General features: G+C 48.8%; 21 protein-coding genes and 1 tRNA gene. 12 read left to right on the forward strand and 10 right to left on the reverse strand.

The window, feature by feature from the left end; all coding sequences use genetic code 11:
- Positions 1 to 369: 369 nt before the first annotated feature.
- The 4 genes from F569_RS18185 to F569_RS0113555 form a co-directional block, all read right to left on the reverse strand.
- On the reverse strand, positions 370 to 1,398 hold the full coding sequence (locus F569_RS18185; RefSeq protein ID WP_051279389.1) for an IS110 family RNA-guided transposase: 1,029 nt from the start codon (positions 1,396 to 1,398) through the stop codon (positions 370 to 372).
- 129 nt (positions 1,399 to 1,527) lie between these two features.
- A complete protein-coding gene (locus F569_RS0113545) occupies positions 1,528 to 2,073 on the reverse strand; it encodes a hypothetical protein (RefSeq protein WP_026942639.1) in 546 nt (181 codons plus the stop codon).
- 6 nt (positions 2,074 to 2,079) lie between these two features.
- Positions 2,080 to 2,652 (reverse strand): DUF4329 domain-containing protein, encoded by a 573-nt coding sequence (locus F569_RS0113550; protein WP_267879457.1) that lies wholly within the window; start codon positions 2,650 to 2,652, stop codon positions 2,080 to 2,082.
- Between the two features lie 97 nt (positions 2,653 to 2,749).
- The gene (locus F569_RS0113555; protein ID WP_162143787.1) at positions 2,750 to 3,298 is read right to left on the reverse strand and encodes an SRPBCC family protein; all 549 of its coding nucleotides are present in this window, start codon (positions 3,296 to 3,298) and stop codon (positions 2,750 to 2,752) included.
- 138 nt (positions 3,299 to 3,436) lie between these two features.
- Between F569_RS0113555 and F569_RS0113560 the strand changes: the two genes are divergently transcribed.
- From F569_RS0113560 to F569_RS18190, 4 genes are all read left to right on the forward strand, one after another.
- Positions 3,437 to 4,210, forward strand: coding sequence for an HlyD family efflux transporter periplasmic adaptor subunit (locus F569_RS0113560; RefSeq protein WP_084169034.1), 774 nt, complete (start codon positions 3,437 to 3,439; stop codon positions 4,208 to 4,210).
- Entirely contained in the window at positions 4,207 to 5,556 is a 1,350-nt protein-coding gene (locus tag F569_RS0113565) for an RND family efflux transporter (RefSeq protein ID WP_026942643.1), read from the forward strand. The genes F569_RS0113560 and F569_RS0113565 overlap by 4 nt, the downstream gene beginning before the upstream one ends.
- A gap of 1 nt (position 5,557) precedes the next feature.
- Positions 5,558 to 7,675: a site-2 protease family protein gene (locus tag F569_RS0113570; RefSeq protein WP_026942644.1), complete on the forward strand. Its 2,118-nt coding sequence runs from the start codon at positions 5,558 to 5,560 to the stop codon at positions 7,673 to 7,675.
- A gap of 166 nt (positions 7,676 to 7,841) precedes the next feature.
- The gene (locus tag F569_RS18190; protein ID WP_051279903.1) at positions 7,842 to 9,566 is read left to right on the forward strand and encodes a DEAD/DEAH box helicase; all 1,725 of its coding nucleotides are present in this window, start codon (positions 7,842 to 7,844) and stop codon (positions 9,564 to 9,566) included.
- A 72-nt stretch (positions 9,567 to 9,638) separates the two neighbouring features.
- Here F569_RS18190 and F569_RS19125 read toward each other — a convergent pair whose 3' ends face one another.
- Positions 9,639 to 12,194, reverse strand: a complete 2,556-nt coding sequence (locus tag F569_RS19125; protein WP_051279904.1) for a DUF1508 domain-containing protein — start codon at positions 12,192 to 12,194, stop codon at positions 9,639 to 9,641.
- A gap of 90 nt (positions 12,195 to 12,284) precedes the next feature.
- Positions 12,285 to 13,589 (reverse strand): replication-associated recombination protein A, encoded by a 1,305-nt coding sequence (locus F569_RS0113585; RefSeq protein WP_026942645.1) that lies wholly within the window; start codon positions 13,587 to 13,589, stop codon positions 12,285 to 12,287.
- 255 nt (positions 13,590 to 13,844) lie between these two features.
- Here F569_RS0113585 and F569_RS0113595 point away from each other — a divergent pair, with 255 nt between their 5' ends.
- Together F569_RS0113595 and F569_RS0113600 are read left to right on the forward strand one after the other, a co-directional pair.
- Complete coding sequence (locus tag F569_RS0113595) at positions 13,845 to 14,561, forward strand: helix-turn-helix transcriptional regulator (RefSeq protein ID WP_026942647.1); 717 nt, start codon at positions 13,845 to 13,847, stop codon at positions 14,559 to 14,561.
- 308 nt (positions 14,562 to 14,869) lie between these two features.
- Positions 14,870 to 15,226 carry a DUF2794 domain-containing protein gene (locus F569_RS0113600; RefSeq protein WP_026942648.1) on the forward strand — a complete coding sequence of 119 codons (357 nt, stop codon included), beginning with the start codon at positions 14,870 to 14,872 and terminating at the stop codon, positions 15,224 to 15,226.
- 77 nt (positions 15,227 to 15,303) lie between these two features.
- On the opposite strand, the gene F569_RS0113605 is transcribed toward F569_RS0113600, so the two are convergent.
- Positions 15,304 to 16,035 (reverse strand): Bax inhibitor-1/YccA family protein, encoded by a 732-nt coding sequence (locus F569_RS0113605; protein WP_026942649.1) that lies wholly within the window; start codon positions 16,033 to 16,035, stop codon positions 15,304 to 15,306.
- Positions 16,036 to 16,166: 131 nt separating this feature from the next.
- On the opposite strand from F569_RS0113605, the gene F569_RS0113610 reads away from it, so the two are divergent.
- The 3 genes from F569_RS0113610 (at position 16,167) to F569_RS0113620 (ending at position 17,991) form a co-directional block, all read left to right on the forward strand.
- Entirely contained in the window at positions 16,167 to 17,210 is a 1,044-nt protein-coding gene (locus tag F569_RS0113610; RefSeq protein ID WP_026942650.1) for an aldo/keto reductase, read from the forward strand.
- A gap of 85 nt (positions 17,211 to 17,295) precedes the next feature.
- Positions 17,296 to 17,844 carry an RNA 2',3'-cyclic phosphodiesterase gene (thpR, locus tag F569_RS0113615; protein WP_026942651.1) on the forward strand — a complete coding sequence of 183 codons (549 nt, stop codon included), beginning with the start codon at positions 17,296 to 17,298 and terminating at the stop codon, positions 17,842 to 17,844.
- 60 nt (positions 17,845 to 17,904) lie between these two features.
- Positions 17,905 to 17,991, forward strand: a tRNA-Leu gene (locus F569_RS0113620).
- Between the two features lie 100 nt (positions 17,992 to 18,091).
- Here F569_RS0113620 and F569_RS0113625 read toward each other — a convergent pair.
- Entirely contained in the window at positions 18,092 to 18,763 is a 672-nt protein-coding gene (locus F569_RS0113625; RefSeq protein WP_026942652.1) for a hypothetical protein, read from the reverse strand.
- Between the two features lie 246 nt (positions 18,764 to 19,009).
- On the opposite strand from F569_RS0113625, the gene F569_RS0113630 reads away from it, so the two are divergent.
- The 3 genes from F569_RS0113630 to F569_RS0113640 all read left to right on the forward strand — a co-directional run bounded on the left by F569_RS0113630 (position 19,010) and on the right by F569_RS0113640 (position 22,352).
- Positions 19,010 to 19,297, forward strand: a complete 288-nt coding sequence (locus F569_RS0113630; protein ID WP_026942653.1) for a co-chaperone GroES — start codon at positions 19,010 to 19,012, stop codon at positions 19,295 to 19,297.
- Positions 19,298 to 19,436: 139 nt separating this feature from the next.
- Positions 19,437 to 21,083, forward strand: a complete 1,647-nt coding sequence (groL, locus tag F569_RS0113635) for a chaperonin GroEL (protein ID WP_026942654.1) — start codon at positions 19,437 to 19,439, stop codon at positions 21,081 to 21,083.
- A gap of 438 nt (positions 21,084 to 21,521) precedes the next feature.
- Entirely contained in the window at positions 21,522 to 22,352 is an 831-nt protein-coding gene (locus tag F569_RS0113640) for a mechanosensitive ion channel family protein (RefSeq protein ID WP_026942655.1), read from the forward strand.
- 128 nt (positions 22,353 to 22,480) lie between these two features.
- On the opposite strand, the gene F569_RS18205 is transcribed toward F569_RS0113640, so the two are convergent.
- Complete coding sequence (locus F569_RS18205; RefSeq protein ID WP_034389033.1) at positions 22,481 to 23,074, reverse strand: SpoIIAA family protein; 594 nt, start codon at positions 23,072 to 23,074, stop codon at positions 22,481 to 22,483.
- A gap of 214 nt (positions 23,075 to 23,288) precedes the next feature.
- Positions 23,289 to 23,507, reverse strand: a complete 219-nt coding sequence (locus F569_RS19430; RefSeq protein WP_084169035.1) for a hypothetical protein — start codon at positions 23,505 to 23,507, stop codon at positions 23,289 to 23,291.
- Positions 23,508 to 23,522: the final 15 nt, after the last annotated feature.

The raw sequence follows: 23,522 nt of genomic DNA on the forward strand, positions 1-23,522 counted from the left end.
TTATCTTGCTCTCCTAATCGTTTCTCTCGTTTGCGTGCACATCATCGGTATCTCCTGTGTTTCTCGTAGATGTATCTAATTAATTTGTCAGCTCTTCTTTGAAGATCAGGTGCGCCGTGCTCTCCTGCGCACTTCCCGGCGGCCAAAGCGCTCGTCTTTCGGCGCTGTGTCTCTCCGCAAGGGTGCAATCCGGCTTCGGTTAAATGGGGCAACAGTACAGGCTAAACGTCGTGGTCCATGCCAAGCGGCATGCTCACAAGCAAGATATCGGGCTTCCCATAATTCAAAGTCTACACCATCTCCTCACATCCGCTTTCGCGGTGTCTCACAAAATCATTTAAGTCAGTTGTTTCTTTCAATGCGTCTCCTTTATGTCACCATCAACGGGTCATCAAAGAAGGTTCCGTCCCGCCACATCGCATGCATGATAACCGCCAGCTTACGCGCCACAGCAACAAGGGCTTTCTTATGCCCGCGTCTTTTTTCAATCGATAAGCCCCAGTTCTTGAGCGCCAAGCGGCCCTTATAACGCGACAGCATGGCGCTTGCCGCCGTATACAGCGCCCTGCGGACATCACTATCGCCTGCCTTTGAGATGCGGCCTTTAATGTCTATTGAACTCCCGGACTGCCAACATTTTGTCGTCAGGCCAAAATAGGCCCCGACATCGCGTGAGCGTTTGAACCGGGCCGGGTCATCCACCCCCGCCATAAAGGACAAAGCCGTCACAGGCCCGACGCCGGGTATCTCCATAAAACGGCGCGTTAGCTCCGTCTCGCGCGTGATCTTGACCACTTGCGTGTCCAGTTTTTTGAACTGCTCCCAAAGCCCGGCGCGCGCATCCAGCATCGTGCCGATGAGGTCGCGCGTAAAGGGCTCATCATCTGTCAACTCGCGAATGCGCTTGTCAAAGCCCGCACGGCCTGTCCCCTTTATACGGATGCCAAACGCCTTGAGCGAGTGCCGGATGGCGTTTTCAATATCGAGGAACTTACGTTTGAGGTTGCGGCGGTGAGTCAAAAGTAGCCGCAGACGGTATGTGCCTTCCGCCTTCATATGCGCCCGTTTAAACCAACCCGTACGCATAATATGGGCCAGACCCAAAGCATCCGCCGCATCCGTTTTATTGCGCTGCGCCGACATCGCCGCCCGCGCATGACGCGCCTCAACACAGATCACAGGCAAGCCAAGGGCGAGTAATTCGGACTGCAGCCAAGGGGACAAAGCCCCCGCCTCGTGCCCTGCACGGCGCAGCGTTCTGCGGTAAGGTTTAAGACTATTTGCTATCACTTGCGGGTCGGTCGGCACTTCCGTTTGAAGCAAGACCGTTCCGTCAACATCGACAACACATAATGCCGTGTCTTCAACACCAACATCTAATCCGACAAAATAATCCATTACTCACCCTCCTTTGAAAAAGGAGAATGTGGACTATCAAGGCCGTTTGGTAAAATTGGGGGTGAGGTTTCGGAAGGCAGAGCGATTACTCCGGCTCTACGCCTAATCTGTCCCTTTTTCTGATTCAATTCAAAGCAAGCAGTTAGGCCCATAAGTATCAATCTTATAATTCCCGTTAAAGAAAACTCTGATATGAACGGCGCTTGTTGAATCTGAAAAGGTTGGATTCTCATTATTTTTAGAAAAGCATATTTCTCTGTTTTTAATAAACCCGTAAGGGATTTCCAAGTCCAAATAATCTTTGGTGTCATCAAACTTGAGTCTTTTCCAAGAGGGTTTCATTTTTACTAAATGTAAAATTGGTGAATGAACTTCATCAAAATCTTTTTTGCTAAGAGACAAAACTCTGTCACCAGAATAGTATACAAAAATTGCATCCAAATGATTAGGCGTGAATGTTTCATTATTAGCCTGAAGTTCCGAGGAAACTTCAATACAAACTTGATTACTATTTTGATCCTTAGCCAAGCAAATACGGCTACTACTCCAAGGTTGAGATTTGAGATGTCTATTGCTTATAATTATCTCAAAGTCTGGAGAATCTTCTGAAAATGCACAAGCACCACTCGCGAGACCTGCTAGTAACACAAAAAATGTTATCTTTAATTTTTTCATCGCAATTTACCCTTTAGGTTTCTTAAATTGCAGGGTTCCAGCTGGTGCAATTATTGTATACTTTCTTTTCGATTTTGTTCGGTATTTTATTGCCCCCTTTGGAGTGCCAACATATCGCCTAAAGTCTTTATTGCCAGTGTGCTCCACTAATCCCTCAAAATTTCTGACGTCTCCTTTGCTCAAAGTTTCGTTTTCGGCATCATTAGACTCCTTGTAAGGATTAAGCTCTGAGTCTGGCGTATGTAAATGTGCGTCCGCAACAGCATTGGAGGCCACCGGGAAATCTACCCTGTCAGTTTCTCCAGTTTCAACGTCATTATACGTATAACCCTCACCATCTTCGGTAGGAACAATATCACCCCCTCGCTCAAGCATGGAGTTAGGGCTATCTTCATTCTGAACTTGTTCGGCGGCGAACTTCAATAAATCTTCGGCTGCCTCGTCAATAGTATCGAATCTATCTCCGGGTGCCATACCCGTCGGGTCAATGAGGTTTACAGGGTCGTTAAATGCGTAAGCATATCTGTTGAAGAAGCTAGGTTCTCCCGTGTCCATAAAAGTCACCGGATCGATGCTCAAGAACCGTCCGCTAAATCCGAGTTTAGTTATTTCACGCTATTCTCCTTTTACGTCATATCTTTAGGTTTTCGTCATAGCCTTAAACTTCGCTCACTCTCTACCCGCCTGCGTAATTTTCTGAAATTGTTTTTAGGCGCATAAGAGATTGATCAAATTGGTCATCAAACCACCCTTGACGTAATCTACTGCGAACACGATCAAGATAGGGAAAGCCGCCCAAGGCAATTTCCGATTTTGTCAGAACGGTTACGCCATCTCCATCGGCAAGAGGTAAAATAGCATGTGTGGCCGTTGCTTCTTGGCCTGATAAATTCACTTTGACCTGCACAAATTCACCGGCTTGGCTTTGAATGATTTCCTGTGAGCCAAAGGGGTAGTTCCCTGCGCTTCCTTGCCAGGCCATAGTCTGCCCTATGCCCACTTCGGCCCCGCCATAAATAATTTGGGCGTCCGCAATTTGCGCATAAAGTGGTGACCACTGGCTATAGGCTTGCAGGTTATTCAAAAATGGGAAAACATCCTCAGGATAGGCCTCAACTTCTATGGAACGTTCAATCGACTGAGTGGCAGGCATAAAGAAGCCTACGCCTATAAGAATCCCGAATATCAAGAAGATGGCAAATATCCCCCGTAATAGCCATTTCATGATCCCGCCTCCACTGCGTTCTAACATGCAGCTTATGGCGGGTCAGTCACAACACTGTCAATTACAGTCACAGGCCAAGTGCAGTTAAATGTATAATTTATAATTGCAACTTATTAGTGCTTTACTCTATAAAGCGTTATGACTCCTGCTCGCTATATGGTTTATCTCATTCTAACGCTCTTCTTTTGCACGTCTTATTTTTCTGTTGCTCGGACAGCCACAGTCAGCCTCCCCGACACAGAAGCGTCCCAAGCTATCACGGCCAGGGGAATATTAAGAGCGCGGCAACGCGCTGAAATTTCAGCGCCTGTCTTTGGGACGTTACTCAAAGCACCCTATAAAATGGGACAATATTTTAAAGCCGGAGACGTCTTAGCCGCCTTTGATTGCCGGCATATAGATGGAAAATTTAAAATGCTGAGCCAAGCCCATGAGACTCAAAGTCTTAAATATGAAGCGATGGCAGAGCTTCGCAAACACGGAGCGGCAGGTAAATTAGAAGTATTATTGGCTAAATCTGAAATGGAACGGGCCGCAGCAGAGCTCGACATGACGAAAACAAAACGTGAGGATTGTACTGTTCATGCCCCGTTTAATGGCTTTGTAATCGCGCGGCACGCCAATGCCTATGAGATGCCTCAGGCAGGGCATATTATATATTCTATAGAGCGCGCCGGAACACCGGAGCTCTCAGTTATCTTGCCGGCCACTTGGACTCAAAAGATAAAATACGGACAAGTTTTTAGCTTTACCGTAGATGACACAGGCGAAAGCTTTGAAGCCAAAGTCTTGCGCATAAGCAAACATATCGACCCTGTCAGCCAAACTTTTGAAATCACGGCTCGCCCTCAAATAACGCCTAAAGCCTTAAGCGGAATGAGCGGTATCGCCCGGATTAGAAACGCGCCATGAGATCCGCAGCAGCTCATACATTACCCAAAACACATTTAGAGGCCCTGCAAAACTTAATCGCCTTGGAAGGTGAAGCGCTACAAGCGCGTGACCTCACACGGTTAAGGCATATCGCAGTCAACCATCCGCGGCAGCTTTTGAGAATGGGACATATCATATGGGTATCGCGGCGCGGCGGTAGCTTCACATTGAGCGCAATGTCGTCCCAGCTCACCCTAGATAAAACGACGCCTTTTGCGCAATGGATGAAACAAGGCTTACGGCGGCGTATCGTGAAAAAGGCCTCAAGAGAGATTGAGCAATGGGATTTTGATGACATGTCACAAGAGACATCATTCACTTATCCCTTTCGCTATGCGCTATATGCGCCGTTTTCGCCGGAACCACGACTAGGCGGTCTTTTATTTACGCGAGATCACGATTTTACAGAGTCTGAGCTTCAGCTTCTTATGCGGTTGGCGCAAATATTTGGGACCAGTGCTATGGCCTTAAAACTTACCGCGCGCCCCAAGATAAATCTCAGCAAGCGCGCTTGGCTGTATTCTGCTTTGACTACGCTAATAGCCGCGTCATTTATCCCCGTTTCCATGACAAGCTTAGCTCCTGCCGAAATTATTTCAGACAGCCCCTTTTATGTGACTGCGCCTTTTGACGGCGTCATAGAAACGCTTTTAGTGCCGCCCAATACACAGATCACAAGAGGTGCGCCCCTTATAAAATTTGTAGATACATCTTATCGGAATGACTTTATTCTGGCCGAACAAGGTCAGTTGAGGGCCGAAGCCGCGCTTCGTGAAGCCTCTTTGAAATCCTTTATCATAGACGGCACGAAATCGGATATCGCCGCATTAAATGCGGAAAAAGCACTCGCTAAATCCCGTAAAGACTATGCACAAAATCAGCTGAACAAAACGGTCCTGCAAGCCCCGAAGGAAGGCCTCGCCATTTATACAAGCAAAGCGGAATGGACGGGCCGCCACGTAAAAACGGGTGAGGCTATAATTGAAATAGCCGACCCCACGAGCGTAAAGATAAGAATTGAAGCCCCGCTCAATATTGGCGAAAGCCTTAAGACGGGTTCACGCATAAAGCTATTTTTGGACAGCACCCCACTCACCTCCTTAGAGGCCGAACTTGAATCTGCTGATTATTATGCCAAATCGCTGCCCGGTGGACAGATGGCTTATGAAGCTTACGCCGTATTTGTCCCTGACCACAAAAACGGTTCGACCCTCCCCCGTATTGGAACGCGCGGCGTTGCGAAAATTTATGGGAGCCCGGCCCCTCTTGGCTATTGGCTTCTAAGGCGTCCTATCACCATGCTGCGACAGACTTTTGGGGTGTAACATGACCTCTACATCCGTCCTCTTACCCGAATTACGTAAAGAGCTAACTTTGCTCCCTGCGCCTAAAGGAGATGATGGGCGGCCACGATGGTTCCTGTTTGATCCGGTTAAGAATGCGTTCCATGTTTTAACACGGCAAGCCGTAGAGATATTGCGCCAATGGAGAGCGGAAACGCCCAAAGCAGCTCTATTGCGACTACGTCAAAAGCATCCTGACTGGCACATAGATGAGGCGCATTTGAAAGATATAACGGCTTTTCTCTATCAACAAAACCTGACGGTTACGCCGCCATCGGGTCATGCGGATGTCTTTTCGCGGCAAGATAAAAAAACGCGCAAACCCATTTTAGACAGAGTCATGCAATCTTCGCTCTTTTTCCGTATTCCTATCTTTTCGCCGCATAAATTCCTGAGCGCAACCTCACCCTTTACAGCGGTGTTTTTCAGGACACATAGCTGGCTCTTTATTGCGCTTTTAGGCGTTATCGGGGTTCTGTTTACAGCGCGGCAATGGGATGAGTTTCTGGCGACCTTTATTTATTTTTTCACGCCAGAAGGCCTTGTTTTTTACGTCCTGGCTCTGACGGTTATTAAAGTTTTACATGAATTAGGACATGCTTACACAGCCCATCATTTTGGGGCCCGCGTGCCGATAATGGGGGTGGCCTTTCTATTACTATTTCCGGTACTTTACACGGATACCACAGATGCATGGCGGCTACCCTCCCGTAGGGAGCGTGCCCTAATAGATGCCGGCGGCCTCTTGGCAGAATTTGCTATCGCCTGCGCAGCAATATTTTTGTGGAGTTTTTTACCAGATGGCCCCGCGCGATCAGTCGCTTTCTTTACGGCGACTACCAGTTGGGGGCTTAGCCTTATCGTCAATTTAAATCCCTGTATGCGTTTTGATGGCTATTACTTACTGTCAGATGTCTGCGGGTTTCAAAATATGCAAGACAGTGGCTTTGCCCTTGGACGATGGAAAATGCGAAAACTATTATGGGGTTTAGACAGGCCCAATCCACTGGGCATGGCGAGGCGAAAGACTCGCATCCTGCTCACCTATGCCTATGCGACATGGGTTTACAGATTTTTTCTCTTTATCGCGATTGGCAGTCTGGCCTATAATTTGTTACCCAAACCTTTTGGACTTGTTTTTTTTGGGTTTGTCATCTCAACCTTCCTCTTCGGTCCCATCTTGCGCGAGTTAAAACATTTGCGCGGAATTGGCCGTGTCTTGTTCGCCGCCCCCCGCGCCCGCCTTACTCTGATCGTTGGAGGCTTCTCTCTCTTATGGTTCTTCATACCCTGGCAAAACTCAATCACGGCACCTGCGCTAATTCAACCTACTGTTCGAACAGATATATACCCTCTCACAGCCGCTTATATCGAACATATCCATGTCAGAAATGGAGAAAAAGTAGGCAAAGGTGATAAGCTTTTTACCTTGAGCTCTGAGCGGCTCACATTCAGGCGAGATCAATCACGAGAACGCTTGTCACTGTTAAAAGCACATTTAAACCGGCAAGCCGCCACTCTGAAAACCCGGCGAGAAGAGCTTACATTACGCGAGGACTACGCCGCTGAGCTTCTGCGCTTGGGCGCCATTGACACAGACATTGAAAACTTAATGATTTACGCGCAGCATGACGGAGTTGTCAGCGGTCTAAATGGGGCTCTGCATCCCAAACGTTATATCAAGACGTCAGACAGATTACTGCGCCTATCTTCCGCAAAGGCCGAAAAGCTTATAGCTCTGCCCAAGGAAGAGCATGTCGGTCGCATCGTTACAGATAGCCGTTTCGTTTTCATTAGCTCAGATGCCTCCGCCCGAAAAATGATGGGCCGCCTCACAGCCCTAGCCCCGACAAGTGAAAACGTGATTAAAGATAGAATTTTGACCTCTGTAGTGGGCGGAGCTGTAGCTGTGAACACTGATGCCCAAGGGCAACTTATTCCTCATATACCCGTTTTTCGGCTTCACGGGGAAACTGATAAGGGTCTGTATTTAAATAAGGCACAACGCGGCGTAGTAACCTTAAAAGCTAAGCCGCAAAGTCCGGCTTCGAAGTTATGGCGCTCCGTCATGCGCGTGCTTATTCGTGAGGCTGACTTTTAGAGCCTGAGGACAGTATTTGACATTGCTCACTAACAGGCCTAGGGGCGGCCTGTGCAAGACAAAAATATGTCATTGCCGCTATTGGCTCAATGATGGGCCACGACTCTTGGAGCGCAATTGCTCGCATGGGTCCCTTATAAATGACCCTCCGAAAGAGTCCTGATATATGTCTGATTTTAAATCGCTTAAGCTTGCCGCGCCTATTAACGCGGCGCTTGAAGAGCTTGGCTACACCACACCCACACCCATTCAAGAACAAGCCATTCCTGACGTTCTGAAAGGACGCGACTTAATGGGGATTGCCCAGACCGGCACGGGAAAAACGGCCGCCTTCTCGCTCCCGCTTCTCAACCACATTCTTGTCAATGATTTTGAGCCGCCCAAGAAAGGTGCGCGAGCCCTCATTCTTGCGCCAACGCGAGAGCTGGCCTCGCAAATCGCAGAATCCATTCGCGAATATGGAAAAAATATGGAGTTTCTCTCTGTTACGGTTGTCTTTGGCGGCGTACCCATTCAGCGCCAGATTAAGAGGCTTTCTGGCGGGAATGATATTATTGTCGCGACGCCTGGACGCTTGATCGATTTGCTTGACCGCCGCTCTGTAACGCTGAAAGATATTGAGTTTCTCATTCTCGATGAAGCTGATCAGATGATGGATATGGGCTTTATTCATGCGCTGAAAAAAATCGTGCCGCTTCTACCAAAAGAGCGTCAAACGCTCTTTTTCTCAGCGACCATGGTACCCGCGATTAAAAAACTCGCCCGTCAATTTACAAATGACCCTGTTACGGTTTCCGTGACTCCTCCCAATTCCACGGCTGAAAAAGTCGAACAGCGTATTACATTTGTCGATAAGGCCGAAAAGCAAAACCTGCTCGGCCTCTCGCTCTTGGATCCTGATGTGGATCGTGCCCTTGTCTTTACTCGCACGAAACACGGGGCAGACCGCGTCGTGAAACGTCTCGCCCAAATTGGTATCGACTCCATGGCGATCCATGGCAATAAATCCCAAGCCCAAAGACAGCGGGCCCTGCTCGCCTTTCGCGAAGATCAAATTAAAGTCCTCGTGGCAACAGATGTTGCCGCGCGAGGTATAGATATTCCGGGCATCACCCATGTCTTTAATTTTGAGATTCCGAATGTGCCTGAGCAATATGTTCACAGAATTGGACGGACTGCCCGGGCCAATCGTTCGGGTATCGCCCATGCCTTTGTGGATAAGGACGAACGGGCTTATCTGAAAGATATTCAAAAGCTTCTTAAAACCACAATCCCTGTTGTGGACTTGCCGGAGGATTTTGTTCAAAAAGCACGCGCCCTTAAAACTCGCAAACCAATTGTGCGGCCCGTTCAGCCCAAGCAAGAGCCTCGAAAAGGACGGGGTAAATCGAGGAAAAAAGCCCGTGTCTCAAAAGACAGAGATAAGACACCCAGTAGCGGACGCGGCAGTCGAAACCAAAATGACAGATCCCGTAGCGCGCCTCATGAGGCCAGAGGCAAAGCCTCAGAAAAATCACGAAACCCCTCACGGGAAAAACGAGACCATAAGCCTCACAGCGATAAGCCCAAGGATAATCGTTCGAAAGGTGATAATTCCTCTCATAAAAAAAGCTGGGGAAGTGACGCCCATGCACCGGAGCGCCGCCGTAAAGCGCCTACACGCGATTCATCAAAAACATCTTCTGATAAAACCTCCGGGAAGAACCCTAACGGGGAGTCCCAGGCAGAGCGTAAGGCAAAAAATCAACACGCCCACGCCAAGCAACATAGCCGTAAACCCCGGCGTGACGGCAAGTCTGGATCTGACGGACCAAAGTCTCCTCAAAGGTATGGCAAGCGACCCAATAAAAGTGGAGGCGGAAAACCCGCTCACCGCAAAGGGCCGAAGTAAAGCAGCGCGTAAAAAAGCCCCGCTATGCGTTTAAGCATTAGCGAGGCTTTCTCTTGGATATATTATCCTACGCTATTGGCACACATACATGTAATTCCCGCAGCTCTTCATGAAGTGAACATCTGTGCCATTGGCGGCGCGAAGGCGAAACGCCTCAAGATCACGCGATGAGCTTACATTTAGCTGTGAATAGGCTGTTCCGTGAAACTCGCCATATCCCAGCAAACCTTTCGCGCCTTGCGCAACTTGATCATTGGAGAAATCAGCCGCTGACATATCGCCAAAGCCGCCTTTATAACCCAATGAACGCGCCAGATAATCCAGATATTGTCTGTCATATTCACTCGCCGCATGACGCGCGTCCAACTTATTATAAAACTCAGTTGGGGTCAGGCCATGACTGTCTCCGAATTGCGGATAGGTTCCAAGGCGTCCGACACTGACAGGTGTCGAGAAGGTCGGTACATTGAAAATCGCTGTCCCAGAGGGCCCGCATAGGCGGCTCATATTGTCCGTTACTGCTACGGGCTCTGGCGTAGGGACTTCCTTGGCTACTGTCTCTGCAGCGACTTTTTCCGCGGTAGCGGCCAAAGCTGCAGCAGCGGCGGCAGCTTTTTCATCAGCCATTTTTTTTGCAGCTTCAGCCTTTTCAGCCGCTAATTTTTTAGCGGCTGCGGCTTCTTTCGCAGCGGCCACCTTAGCAACCTCAGCCTTTTCAGCGGCAACCTTTTGCGCCGCCGCAGCTTTAGCCGCTATGTCGGCTTTATTTCCGTTACAGGCTTTAAGCCCGAAGAAGGCTAACAAAAGCAGTAATAATAAGGGTAATAGCCATTTCAGCCATCCCCATGCAAAGCCGCCGCCTGTCGCAGTAGCGCTTTGCGCCGCAACCACAGCTGCCGCCGGAGCACCTGCTGCAAGGGGTGCAGCGACCGCAGCCGGAGCGATGGCAGCAAGCGGAACTATTTTACGTAAGCAGGATCGCCCAACTTCCCGGCCGGATTCATCTTTGAGGATGTCCATGAAGTAGCCGTCTTTTTCAATACGGGTGAAAGTATCAGGATTATTCTTAAGACGAAGAACAGCCGCAAGTTCGGAACTGCGTTTGGAGATTGAGTTAAAACCTTCCGAACGAATGAGAACATCGCCATTATCATCATAAACAACGAAATATTCTTTATTGTCAGAATGACTAAAGAAAGCGACATTATTGCGCTCATCCGTCACCTTATGACCATGATAAGCTTCGCATTTAAGATAATCATCGTCTTTGTCATAAGGGGCCACGGGCTTGGCCGCTTTGGCCATAGCGGGAATAGCTGAAGCCGTAGCCGCTGTTGCGGCGACGGCCGCGACTCCTGCCGCTTTAGGCGTAACCTTCGGCTTAGAAATAGGCTTTGGCGTAGATGCTGTTTTAACGGGAGCGGCTTTCGCGGGGGCCGCTTTAGGGGCAGCGCGTTTACGCGTGCCCATAAGATAAGCCGCGCCAGTGGCCGCAGCGGCTGCAGAACCATACCAAACGGAACGCGCGATTTCTTTGCCGTTACCCGCTTTCAGGCGGTAATCATATTTTCCGTTCTTAAACGGTCCGCGGTATTCATAGCGCTTTTCTAATTTGATATTCTTCTCAACTGAAGCCACCCCTGTGTCGCGAGCCGTTGTCGTTGGGTAACCTTCCGAGAGAAGGCGAATTTTACCATTTTCGAAATAGGCAAAATAATAAAGGCCGTCATCGCCCTTGAAGCTTTCAATACCGGATTTACGGCCCTTAGTGTGCTTATTATAAAATGCCAAAGGACGATAATCATCTTCATCATTAGCCTTTTTAGGTGCCTTTTCTCCGCGCAATGCCGCAGCACCCGCACGAGCTGCCGCCGCAGAACCGTACCAAATAGACGTGGCAATCTCTTGACCATTGGCCGCATTTAAGTCGAAATAATGTTTTCCATTTTTGTGAACATGTGCCTGATAACGTTTTTCATCCGGCATGTTCTTTTTAACAGACGCTATACCGTTATCCCGACCAGCTTTGGAGGTATAGCTTTCTGAAATAAGAGCGATAGCCCCATCCTGTTTATAGGTGAAATAATGCGCGTCTCCTTCGGAGAAACTATCAAATCCGTCTTTTACGCTGGAGCCATGTTTTTGGTAAAATGCGAGAGGATGATAGTTTTCTATCTGCCCATCTGTCTTCGCAGCAGAAGTTTTTGATTTTGCAGAAGCTTTAGTTTGAGGCCCCGCTTTTGCTTTGGCCGGAGCCACCTTCTTCTTCGCGGAACCGTTCAGGCGTCCTGCTACAGCTTCGGCTTTACTCTGCGCGGCATAATCCGGGCTGATTGCAATCTCTTGGCCATTTCCTGCCTTAAGCGCAAATCCAAATTTGCCGCCTGAGCGTTCGTCAAAGACATAGCGCTTTACAAGCTTTGAGTTTTTCCTAACTGATTCAATGCCATTGTCACGTCCCGCTTGATTGACATAGGCTTGGCTTAACATGACGATATCTTCGTCCTTAAACAGAGCGAAATAATAAGACCCGTCTTCTGTAAATTTGGCAAAGCCGTTCTTACGCGCTTTGCTGTGCTTTTTGTAGAACGCCAAAGACTCATATTCGTCTAAATTCTTATCGGCCATAATAACCTCCCTAATATGGCTGCCCCTAATGAAGCACCTCTTAGTCTAAACATGCATAAAATGTAAACCGCTTCACGCAGAAGGCGAGTTTTAGGTCCCAGCCCCCTTTCGTAGGGCCTCCCAACGCTCAAGCCGTTCTTTAATAACCGCCTCGCGCCCTCTTCCTTTTGGATCGTAAAACTTTTGGCGGTCCATCTCTTCCGGGAAATAATTCTGTCCTGAAAAACCGGTATTGGTGTTATGGTCATAAGCATAACCCTCACCATAGCCGATCTCTTTCATCAACTTAGTCGGGGCATTTAATATGTGCTTTGGCGGGGAATAAGATCCTGTCTCTTTGGCCGCTTTCATGGCCGCCTTAAAGCCAGCATACACCGCATTTGATTTTGGCGCAGTGGCCATGTGCACAACGGCATGTGCGATAGCAAGCTCGCCTTCAGGCGAACCTAAAAACCGATATGTCTTCTCCGCTTCGTTCGCGATCATAAGCGCGGTCGGGTCCGCCAAGCCTATATCCTCAGAAGCAAAACGCACGACGCGCCGCGCGATATAAAGCGGGTCTTCTCCGCCCGTCAACATGCGGGCGAGCCAGTAAAGCGCCGCATCCGGATCAGAGCCCCGCATGGATTTATGCAGTGCCGAAATGATATTATAATGCTCATCACGGGACTTGTCATAAGCCGGCGCACGTTTCTGAAGCAGTTTGGCAACGCCCTTACCATCCAAAGGCTGCTTGGGGTTCACTGCAAATATTTCTTCGGCTAATGTCAGACAATAGCGGCCATCACCATCTGAAAAGCCCATTAAGGCCTCTCGCCCTTCAGGCGTTAGCGGCAAGGATCGCCCCATTTCTTCTTCAGCGCGCCTAAGCAAGCCAGACAAGGCGACTTCATCCAAGCGTTTTAAGACAAAGACCTGTGCGCGGGAGAGCAGCGCGCCGTTAAGTTCAAAGCTGGGGTTCTCTGTCGTTGCGCCTATGAGCGTAACAATACCTTCTTCGACATAAGGCAGAAATCCATCTTGTTGAGCTCGGTTAAAGCGGTGAATCTCGTCTACGAATAAAAGTGTGCCGCGGCCCGTTTCACGGCGGGCTTTCGCAGCCTCAAAAGCTTTGCGTAAATCTGCAACGCCGGAAAAAACAGCCGAAATTTGAACGAATTCTAAATCCGCATGATCAGCTATTAGCCTCGCTATGGTTGTTTTACCAACCCCAGGCGGCCCCCATAATATCATTGATGCGATGCGCCCACTTTCCAACATGCGTCCAATTGGGCCATCTTGACCGATAAGGTGATCTTGCCCTTCGACATCGGATATGACTTGAGGGCGCAGACGATCAGCCAATGGGCGCGGCGCTGAGGATGAAAGCCCAGCGGTTTGAAAAAGATCAGACATGCCTTGTCCTATGGGGCTGCGCAAAACAGAGCAAGTGTCTTTAAAATCAAGATATATGATTAAACCCAGCGGCCCGCGTCAAGCGAAGCTTTATAAGGTGCCCGCATCTTTCTACCCCACATTAGAAAGACGCGGGCGGGGGCTAGGTGTAATGGGTAAATGGAGACACGCTCCTCCATCTTACCTATCCTCGATCTTAGATTTGAACAGCGGCCCACTATTGTCAACTTCGGTATTCCGAAGTATTGATAAAGCATGAGACCTGACAATTTTCCCAAGATAGAAGACGCCATAAAGAATGCTCGCTCCCTACGCGGGGCACTTTTTATTCTAAAAAATCATATCCCGGAATTTATGGGCAATAATATAACTTATGAGTATTTTGTGCGTGAAAACGGGTTTATGAGAGGCGATGTGATAACCGTGACGACATTGCCTCATTCCGTCACATCCCTTTATGTTCCTAGCGGCGGACAGAATGCTGATCCGGTTATTGAAATTATTTCCAGACTTAAAGACAGACGAACAGTTAAACTTGAGACAATCAGAAAAGGACCGCAAGCCAAATATAAAACCAAATTCTTCAAGGCTATGGCAGAGTTAGGCATTCAAACGATGACTGTTTATAAGTTCCTGCCTGATAATTCTCGAGGTTATGGCGGCTTTACAGTTTTAGAAGAAACTCCTGAAGCCAGTCTCGCTTATCCGCCAAAGCGTTACGCTCAAATCGCTTTTTATTTTCACCTTCTGGTCATGCATAATGGGCACATCATGCGGCATCTCGGCGTGAATGAAAAAGAACAGCAAGCTTTGCAGCGTATGGCGGACGGCAAAACCGCACAGGACGTTGCTCAGGAATTGGGCCTCACGCCGCGGACTATAGAAATGCGCCTTAGCGCCGCGCGAAAAAAGCTGAAATCTAGAACAACAACGGAAGCCGTCTTCAAATCGGTTTGTTACGGTATTCTATAACCAAAAAGGCTTTGTTGCTGGGCTGATAGCAACAAAGCCTTCTTGTGGTTATTCGTAAACAACCACAAGGGAACGTGGGATATGTCGTGTTGATTGACGCTGTTCAAAACCCGGGGGCTGGGGGGCTGTAAGAAAACCGTGTCCTGTGTCCCGTCAATCAACACTCTCTAAATGCTTTAGCCCCGTGTCCGAAACAAGACGCAAATAAGGCAAAAATAAGGCAGCGTATTACAAAGCGTAGAGGTGTCTTAACGCCTGTTAAGATATCTCTTGCTTGCGCAAACGACTAATACAGCTAAGGTGTTGAAATGACGTCTAATATTGTCAATTGGCCCAATTCATCCTCTGCGCGACCTCAGCGGCCACCGTCGCAAGTCGCGTTTCAAAGGCAAGAATTATCTTTAATTTTAAACGTCTATGGACAGATGGTGTCCAATGGAGAGTGGAAAGATTATGGCATGTCTTTCTTAAAAGATCGCGCCGTTTTTGCCGTTTACCGCAAAGCCTCGGAGCATCCGCTTTACCGCATTGAAAAGACCCCGGCACTGCGCGGTAAGCAGGGTGAATATAGCGTCATTGCGCCGGGCGGTTTGATCTTAAAACGTGGTCATGACTTGAAGACCGTTTTGCGCGTCTTTGATAAGCAGCGCTTTAAGATTAAATAGCGCACACACCGCTCCGCCCATCAAAAAACCCCGCTCGTTCTCACAAGCGGGGTTCTTAATCGTGATATTCGTTCAGACTATTCGCGGCCAAAGAGGCTCATCAAAATCTGGAACATATTAATGAAAGCCAATAAAAGCGACGCTGCGCCAAAGGCTGAAAGCTTTTTCATCATAGCCGGGTTTCCGACAGAGCCGTAATAAATACGCTTAAGCATCTGTGTTTCCCAAGCCGTAATCACCGCAATGGCTGCCAAGGCGATAACATTGATAACGATACCAAATGTGCCGCCTGCTGTGACGCTAAGCGCCGGGATAAACATACCAACAACTGCGATTAGGATATATCCCATAAAGGCCGCTGCCGCATATTTGATGATAGAGCTAAGATTAAAGCCCGTCGTGTAACCAAAGAGCGATAAACCCGCAAACATCGCAACCGTCATAAAGAAGATTTTCGCGACAATCATCGGGTTATAAAGCGAGGCATAGGCCGACATTAACACACCCATAAAGGCTGCAAAGCCAAAGAGGAATGTCAATACGCCCCCAAGGCTCATTGACGGTAACTTCTTACCAACGGCGCCAAAGCCAAACATGATGATACCGATAGAGGCGATCGCAACGATCGGGTTATATATAAAGCCGATAAGGGCTGGATTCGCCAAAATAGCCTGTCCCACGAGGAAAGCCACAGTTGCGGTCACGCCCATCGCCATGGCCATGTAGCGGTAAGTGCCGAGCATGAAGCTCTTAAGGCCGATATCTGTTTCGGCGCCTGCGCCTACAGACTGATTATACTGTTCGTTCATTAAAACGCTCCATTACTAAATGTCCTCTTGCGAGGTCGTTACTCTCTATATAGTGCATTTTCACGCAAATACCAAGACTTACTCGCCATAAGTTCATTAAAAGATTCTTATGGTTTCAATAGGATTAGACTATGGAATTCAGACAGCTCGGCCGCACGGACATTAAGGTCACCTCTATATGCCTGGGCACAATGACTTGGGGTGAACAAAACACGGAAAAACAGGCCCATGAACAGCTCGACTATGCCATAGAGCGCGGCATCAACTTCATAGATACGGCGGAGATGTATCCCGTCCCCGCGAACCCCAAAACTCAGGGCCGCACTGAAAGCTATATCGGCACTTGGATTGCCTCTCGTAAGAACCGAGATAAATATATTCTCGCGAGCAAAGTGACGGGCCGCGCCGCTATCCATTGGGCGCGTGATAAGGAAGATCAAACCCGTCACACCCCAGCGCAAATTGACGAGGCGGTGGAGAAATCCCTGCGCCGATTGCAAACTGATTATATCGACCTTTATCAGCTCCATTGGCCAGACCGCGATATGCCGGGCTTTGGCTTTCACAGCTATCAGGATTACGACGAAAGTGACATGACACCTTTAGAGGACATTCTTGGTGCGCTTAACCGTCATATTGAAAAGGGCAACATCCGTCATCTTGGCATTTCCAATGAGACGCCTTGGGGCGCAATGAAATTTATTCAACTTGCCGAGAAAAATAATTGGCCCCGCATGGTATCAAACCAATGCGTTTATAATTTAATCGCCCGCCGTTTCGATTATGGCCTCGCCGAAGTCGCCATGCGCGAGCAGATTGGCCTTCTTGCCTATTCGCCGCTTGGCATGGGTGTTCTAACTGGGAAATATGACGACGGCGAAAAACCTAAGGGCTCGCGCGGGAGTCTTTTCAGTGATTTTATGGGCGGCTATTGGACCGCAGAAGACGCTTGGCGGGATTGCAACAGAACAGCAATAGCACTCGGCCTGACGCCAACACAATTTGCCCTGAAATTTGTCGAGAGCCGCGAATTCTTGACCTCAAATATTATTGGCGCGACCTCAATGGCACAGCTCAAAGAGAATATTGACGCTCATCACATCACATGGACGGATGAAATGGAAAAAGAAGCCCACCGCCTTCACAAAACTTACCGTTGTCCTGTTGGCAGGTGAGGATTGCATAATTCTCCAGATACGTTAAAGAGGATCAGAAGAGATCAGCGCCTAAAACGCCAAACCTTTACAGCTCTTTTTTTACATGATCCTTTTTACAGCCTTGCAGCTTCCATCCAGACTTACACAGCAGATTACTGATGTGCAGCGCGGCGTTTCCGGCGCGCGATGGTCGCCTCCCGAAAAACTCCATATCACAACGGCTTATTACGGCGAAGTTGACGATGATCATGCCGAAGCGCTCGATTTTGAACTCGCACGTCATCCCCTGCCCGGCTTTGAGCTTCAGCTTGAAGGCGCCGGACATTTCGGTCATATGGAGCCTCATGCCTTGTGGCTCGGCGTTAAAGAGAGTCCCGCCTTACTTAGGCTGCATGAGCATTGCAAACACGCTGCGCGGCGCGCGGGGGTAAAAATGGATAAGCGCAAATATCATCCGCATTTGACGCTCGCCTATCTCAAATCCACTACGCCATTAGAGCGTGTCATCGCTTTCGAAAAAAGGCTCTCACGCTTTAATTGCGCCCCGTTTTTAGTGGATGAAATGATACTTTTCTCTAGCCACCGCAAAGCTAGAGGCGGCAATCTTTACCGCGAAGAAGCAAGCTACCCTATGCTCATCACCAGCGGCTGATAAGTTGGTGTTGACGCCGCTATCACACTCACCTAAATCCACGCACTCACCGCATAACGTGCCCTGGTGGCGGAATTGGTAGACGCGCTAGCTTCAGGTGCTAGTTTCTGTAAAGAAGTGGAAGTTCGAGTCTTCTCCAGGGCACCATAGCAATTTGCGAAGCAAAATTTTGTTCGAAGACATTGAGAGAATAGTTACGCGCTCGAACTAATCCGAGCGCAATTGATTTTATTAAGATGAAGTAAAACTACCTTACCATTTCGACTTCAGCTTCAAAGGCGATTTCGCCTTTGGTTTTTGTTGACGCTTCTCTTGGCGGAAGTGTGTGAATGAGGATATTGCCGTCTACAGTGAGTTCGCTAACCGGAATAAGATTTAACGTGCTGCCCGCTGTGATTCCGATGATGTCGCCATCCTCCGCGCGTTGAAGCGTCGTGATTGTGCCCATAGACGCGCCGCTTTGAGTGCGAATGGGTGTGCCAAAAGTTAGCAAATCAGCTTTGGTGTAAACCACTTCTGCCTTTTTATTAGTCTTACCCTCACCATGAATATGCACATGGGTGCTATGGCCATGGTGATGATCGTCGTAAAAATGATCATATCCATGGGTATGCGTATGATAGTGATATCCGCCATGCGAGTGATAACCGCCTGAGCGCGTCGTGCCATATCTTACGGTGGCTGGGCTGCCTGCGCGGACTCTTACGCGTGTCTGCGGTTTCGGGACTTTAGCCTTGGGCGTTCTAACGGTTGCGCGTGTTCGCGTGGAAATATCCGTAGAGCTGCGCACAGAGCCGTCAATGGTTCCGCCAACAGAACCTGTCAATCCGCCCAATTGCGCACTGGCAGGTGCAGCGATAGCTAGGCCTGCAATAAGGGTCAGTGTTGAGAGACCCGCTGTATAAATTCGTTTCGACATATCATGTCCTTTCAAAATTCTAACTCCTCACTAACGCGGAGCGCAGATGTGAAGTTCCACAGAATTTCGGTGAAATAAGGCATGATTGGGGCCACAGCCTAACAATTTAGACAGGTTGGTTTGATATAAAATTTTTCTTTACAGACTCCCCTTGCGAGTCTGCTCGCTGCCCCCTACATGACGTCGTGTTAGCACTCGCCTTTGGTGAGTGCTAAAGTGTATAAACCTTAAACGTAAGAGAGATTTATGAAATTTCGTCCTCTACATGACCGCGTTGTTGTTCAGCGCGTCGCAGAAGATACTAAGACAGCCGGCGGGATTATTATTCCGGATACGGCAACTGAAAAACCCTCCGAAGGCAAAGTTGTTGCCGTAGGCCCCGGCACGCGCGGCGATGACGGCAAATTCACAGCGCTTGACGTCAAAAAAGGCGACCGTGTCTTATTTGGCAAATGGGGCGGCACAGAGGTGAAAATTGATGGCAAGGATCTGCTGATCATGAAGGAGTCCGATATTATGGGCGTGATAGGCTAAAGCCTTACACGACCAAAATTCGGACAACCGGGCGGAGCGAAAAGCGTCTTTTTCGAAGAAAAAACGCGGCTCGAGCACCGGCCAGAACTCACCACTGAAAACTAAAACTTAAATTTAATCCCAATTAGGAGATTTTACTATGGCGGCTAAAGACGTCAAATTCGGCTCAGATGCACGAGCCAAAATGCTTGAGGGTGTCGATATCCTCGCAAATGCAGTTAAAACAACACTCGGTCCAAAAGGCCGTAACGTTGTTATCGAGCGCAGCTTCGGCGCGCCTCGCTCTACTAAAGACGGCGTCTCTGTCGCCAAAGAAATCGAACTCGAAGATCGTTATCAGAATCTCGGCGCTATGATGCTCCGCGAAGTTGCGTCAAAAACAAATGACAAAGCGGGTGACGGTACAACAACAGCGACTGTTCTGGCTCAAGCTATTGTCCGTGAAGGCCTCAAGCGCGTTGCCGCTGGCATGAACCCAATGGATCTTAAGCGCGGCATCGATAAGGCATCATCAGAAATCGCTGGAGATCTTCTCAAGAAAGCGACAAAGATCACCAAGTCATCTGAAATCGCGCAGGTCGGTACAATCTCTGCCAATGGCGAAGCCTCTATCGGTAAGATGATTGCTGACGCTATGGGCAAAGTCGGCAATGAAGGCGTCATCACAGTTGAAGAAGGCAAAACAGCCGAAACTGAGCTCGACGTTGTTGAAGGCATGCAGTTTGACCGTGGTTACCTCTCGCCATATTTCATCACAGATGCAGAGAAAATGCGCTGTGAGCTAGACGATCCATATATCCTTCTTAACGAAGGCAAGCTCTCCTCCCTTCAAGCGATGCTTCCAATCCTCGAAGCTGTTGTCCAAACAGGCAAGCCGCTTTTAATCATTGCAGAAGACATTGAAGGCGAAGCGCTTGCGACACTCGTCGTCAACAAGCTTCGCGGCGGTTTGAAAATCGCAGCTGTTAAGGCGCCTGGGTTTGGTGATCGCCGTAAAGCGATGCTCCAAGACATCGCTATCCTCACAAACGGGACAGTGATTTCGGAAGACCTCGGCATTAAGCTCGAAAACGTCTCACTGAAAGATTTGGGCCGTGCCAAGCATGTTCACATCACAAAGGACGACACAGTTGTTGTTGATGGCGCAGGTAAGAAGAAAGACATCAAAGCCCGCGTTGAGCAAATCCGCGCACAGGCCGAAGCAACATCTTCTGACTATGACAAAGAAAAGCTCCAAGAGCGTCTTGCGAAACTCGCAGGCGGCGTGGCTGTTATCAAAGTCGGCGGCAGCACTGAGATCGAAGTGAAAGAACGTAAAGACCGTGTAGATGACGCGCTGAACGCCACGCGCGCAGCCGTTGAAGAAGGCATCGTCCCAGGCGGCGGCACAGCCCTGCTTCGCGCATCACGCTTTATCAACGTCAAAGGCGCAAATGATGACGAGCAATCCGGTATCGAAATCGTCAAAGCGGCGCTTCAATACCCACTACGTCAAATCGCAGATAATGCCGGCGTTGAAGGCGCTGTTGTTGTTGGTAACGTCTTGGCTGAAAACAAAGCCAATTATGGTTATGATGCGCAAAATGACAAATATGTCGATATGGTCAAAAAAGGCATCATCGACCCTGTTAAGGTTGTCCGTACAGCCTTGATGGATGCTGCCTCTGTCGCGTCACTTATCCTGACAACAGAAGCTGCTATCGTCGAAGCGCCTAAAGCGGACGCCCCAGCCATGCCTGATATGGGCGGCATGGGCGGAATGGGTGGAATGGGAGGCATGATGTAAGTAAGCGATGATGCGCGGCTTGCCGCGCTCATTAGGCCGTTAAGCGGCCTCGCGAACTTATCCCCGACTTGATCGGGGATCCACAAACCACCCGACTTCTAGGTCAAAACAGTCAAAGCCGCTCTCTGGAGCGGCTTTTTTCGTATGAAATCTGCGCAAAAAACATGGTTAATAAAACTCTAACACCCATTCAACTTCGGTTCATATAACCTTGCTTAGAGCCCGCTATAAGGTAATTTTACACGCATTGAATTATCTTCCTGGCCGCCCTTGAAAGCCCCCTTATGGGAGCTCGCAATGGGCGGCTTTTTCATATCCCTCCATCCAAGGTGAATGTCAGATGAAAGCCGCGTTTACCCCGCATTAAGCTTATTCAACATCCATTCATCTTCCGCGCCTTAATTATGCCACATTGTTTAAATTACGGGGGAGTTCCCAATGGAAGATGTCACTAAATTTTTAAATCCAGAACGGCTGGATGAATATATGAGCACAGGCATAGCTATGGGGACAAAAGTTCTTATCGCGCTTGTGATATTTATCATTGGCTCTTGGATCGCCAAGAAAGTCAAAAACGGCATTATGAAGCTTGCACAGAAGAGCCCACAGCTTGACGAAACACTCTTTAACTTCCTCGGTTCTATTGCGCGCTGGGTCATTATGGCCTTCGTCTTTATCGCAATTCTGGGTCAATTTGGCGTTGAAACAACATCCATCGTTGCTCTACTCGGTGCCGCTGGTCTTGCGGTCGGTCTTGCCCTTCAAGGCGCGATGTCGAATCTTGCGGCTGGCGTGATGCTTATGATCTTCCGCCCTTACAAAATCGGTGATTTCGTTGATGCAGGCGGTCACTTTGGTAATGTCGAAGATATCACATTGTTCACAACAGATATGCAGACATTCGATAATCAAAAGATCATCATCCCGAATGGTAAAATCTGGGGCGAAAAAATCATCAATCACAGCCATCACCCTGTCCGTGGTGTCGAGATGAAATTCAACATCGCTTATGATGATGATATTGAAAAGGCCCGTCAGGTCATCCTGAAAACGCTTGCGGCTCATCCGCATATTGTTTCAGATCCTGCGCCTTTCGTGGAAGTCGAGACCCTCACAGAGCGCTCTGCTGAAATCCTAGCACGTCCATTTACAAATGGTGAGCATTACTTTGATGTGCGTTACACTGTGCCGCAACAAATTCTTACGGCTCTTGGTAAAGCCGGCATGACAACACCTTATCCGGCAACACGCGTTGTTATGGAAAAATAAGCAACAGGGAAAGCGCTTTGCGCTGATCCGTTGTTTATCCCCGCCTTGAGCGGGGCTCTCCAAAAATTAAAAAACCGCCCCATTCGAGGCGGTTTTTCTTTGTTTTAAAATTAGGGAATTAACTACGATTAAATCGCGCGGAAATCACCCCAAGGGTTTTTGCTCTCACTTGCTTCGCGTTTCGTGCTTGCGGCCTCTATCGTTTTCATTTCCGAAGGACTGACGAGGGTTAGCTCCGTTGGAGCGGGACCTGCGGAAGCATGAATGGTCTCAGCCGTTTCGTTTGAAGCTGTCTCGCGTGGGGCCTTATCCTGTGTGAGTGGTTGATCGCGCAACCACTTCTCGGCCACATCATCGGCGTCCAGCCCGAATGTGTTCAGCTCTAGCCCCGGAATAACTGCGCCTTCGACCTTGGCCGAATTACGCAAAAACATAGAGTCGGTGAGAACGGCACATTTATCCGCGCCCAAATTTTCCTCCAGAGAGGCATGGCGCAGCATCCGCCCAACCTGTTTAAACTCGCCGCTTATCTCGCTTAGATCGGCAAAGTCATCTTTGGCCATATCCACGCGGATAGAAAAATTATCATTCGCCTCTACAACCTGATCAATCCACTCGAGGCCTGCCTCCAGCGAATCCTTCGCCATCGCGCCTTTGACAGTGATGTGCGCAACATTGTTATTAAAAGTTAAGTCCAGGTTCTCGGTCTTGAGAGGCGTCATAAATAATTTTCCTTATGGTTGGTGAATTAGCAAACGCATAGGGAGGCGGGATAGTTCCGAGAATCTGGGAGCTAAAGGAACGACAACTACCTCCTCGCCGCCACTCTCCCTGACATTCTCTCTTCCTATCATCCCCGCGAGGGCGGGGATCCAGAAATGAACTAGGCTCTCAACTGGGTCCCCGCTTTCGCGGGGATGAACGGTGAAGGGGGAGTCAAGTCACTCGGTAATGTCCGCGCCCTAAAAACTCTAATATTCCCGAATCCCTCAAAACCTGCAACTGTTGCCGAATTTTGGGTTTCGCGTGATTATTTTCTGGATGAAGCTCACTTAAATAATTCTCGAATTTATAAACATCATCTAACGTAAACTCAGCCTGATCAATTTCTTCTACGCAGTTTAGAACATCTAAGACCCATCCTTTTTTAGACATTACAAAGCCGAGGCT

The organism is Hellea balneolensis DSM 19091, from assembly GCF_000428525.1.
GTDB classification, from domain to species: Bacteria; Pseudomonadota; Alphaproteobacteria; order Caulobacterales; family Maricaulaceae; genus Hellea; species Hellea balneolensis.

Excerpts from the sequence above, each read along its gene's own strand:
- F569_RS0113565 (WP_026942643.1), top strand. The coding sequence starts at position 4,207 with ATGAGATCCGCAGCAGCTCATACATTACCCAAAACACATTTAGAGGCC.
- F569_RS18185 (WP_051279389.1), bottom strand. The coding sequence starts at position 1,398 with ATGGATTATTTTGTCGGATTAGATGTTGGTGTTGAAGACACGGCATTA.
- F569_RS0113605 (WP_026942649.1), bottom strand. The coding sequence starts at position 16,035 with ATGAACGAACAGTATAATCAGTCTGTAGGCGCAGGCGCCGAAACAGAT.
- F569_RS0113585 (WP_026942645.1), bottom strand. The coding sequence starts at position 13,589 with ATGTCTGATCTTTTTCAAACCGCTGGGCTTTCATCCTCAGCGCCGCGC.
- F569_RS0113640 (WP_026942655.1), top strand. The coding sequence starts at position 21,522 with ATGGAAGATGTCACTAAATTTTTAAATCCAGAACGGCTGGATGAATAT.
- F569_RS0113625 (WP_026942652.1), bottom strand. The coding sequence starts at position 18,763 with ATGTCGAAACGAATTTATACAGCGGGTCTCTCAACACTGACCCTTATT.
- F569_RS19430 (WP_084169035.1), bottom strand. The coding sequence starts at position 23,507 with ATGTCTAAAAAAGGATGGGTCTTAGATGTTCTAAACTGCGTAGAAGAA.
- F569_RS0113545 (WP_026942639.1), bottom strand. The coding sequence starts at position 2,073 with ATGAAAAAATTAAAGATAACATTTTTTGTGTTACTAGCAGGTCTCGCG.
- F569_RS19125 (WP_051279904.1), bottom strand. The coding sequence starts at position 12,194 with ATGGCCGATAAGAATTTAGACGAATATGAGTCTTTGGCGTTCTACAAA.
- F569_RS0113560 (WP_084169034.1), top strand. The coding sequence starts at position 3,437 with ATGACTCCTGCTCGCTATATGGTTTATCTCATTCTAACGCTCTTCTTT.
- F569_RS0113555 (WP_162143787.1), bottom strand. The coding sequence starts at position 3,298 with ATGAAATGGCTATTACGGGGGATATTTGCCATCTTCTTGATATTCGGG.
- F569_RS18205 (WP_034389033.1), bottom strand. The coding sequence starts at position 23,074 with ATGACGCCTCTCAAGACCGAGAACCTGGACTTAACTTTTAATAACAAT.
- F569_RS0113595 (WP_026942647.1), top strand. The coding sequence starts at position 13,845 with ATGAGACCTGACAATTTTCCCAAGATAGAAGACGCCATAAAGAATGCT.
- thpR (WP_026942651.1), top strand. The coding sequence starts at position 17,296 with ATGATCCTTTTTACAGCCTTGCAGCTTCCATCCAGACTTACACAGCAG.
- F569_RS0113600 (WP_026942648.1), top strand. The coding sequence starts at position 14,870 with ATGACGTCTAATATTGTCAATTGGCCCAATTCATCCTCTGCGCGACCT.
- F569_RS18190 (WP_051279903.1), top strand. The coding sequence starts at position 7,842 with ATGTCTGATTTTAAATCGCTTAAGCTTGCCGCGCCTATTAACGCGGCG.
- F569_RS0113610 (WP_026942650.1), top strand. The coding sequence starts at position 16,167 with ATGGAATTCAGACAGCTCGGCCGCACGGACATTAAGGTCACCTCTATA.
- F569_RS0113630 (WP_026942653.1), top strand. The coding sequence starts at position 19,010 with ATGAAATTTCGTCCTCTACATGACCGCGTTGTTGTTCAGCGCGTCGCA.
- groL (WP_026942654.1), top strand. The coding sequence starts at position 19,437 with ATGGCGGCTAAAGACGTCAAATTCGGCTCAGATGCACGAGCCAAAATG.
- F569_RS0113570 (WP_026942644.1), top strand. The coding sequence starts at position 5,558 with ATGACCTCTACATCCGTCCTCTTACCCGAATTACGTAAAGAGCTAACT.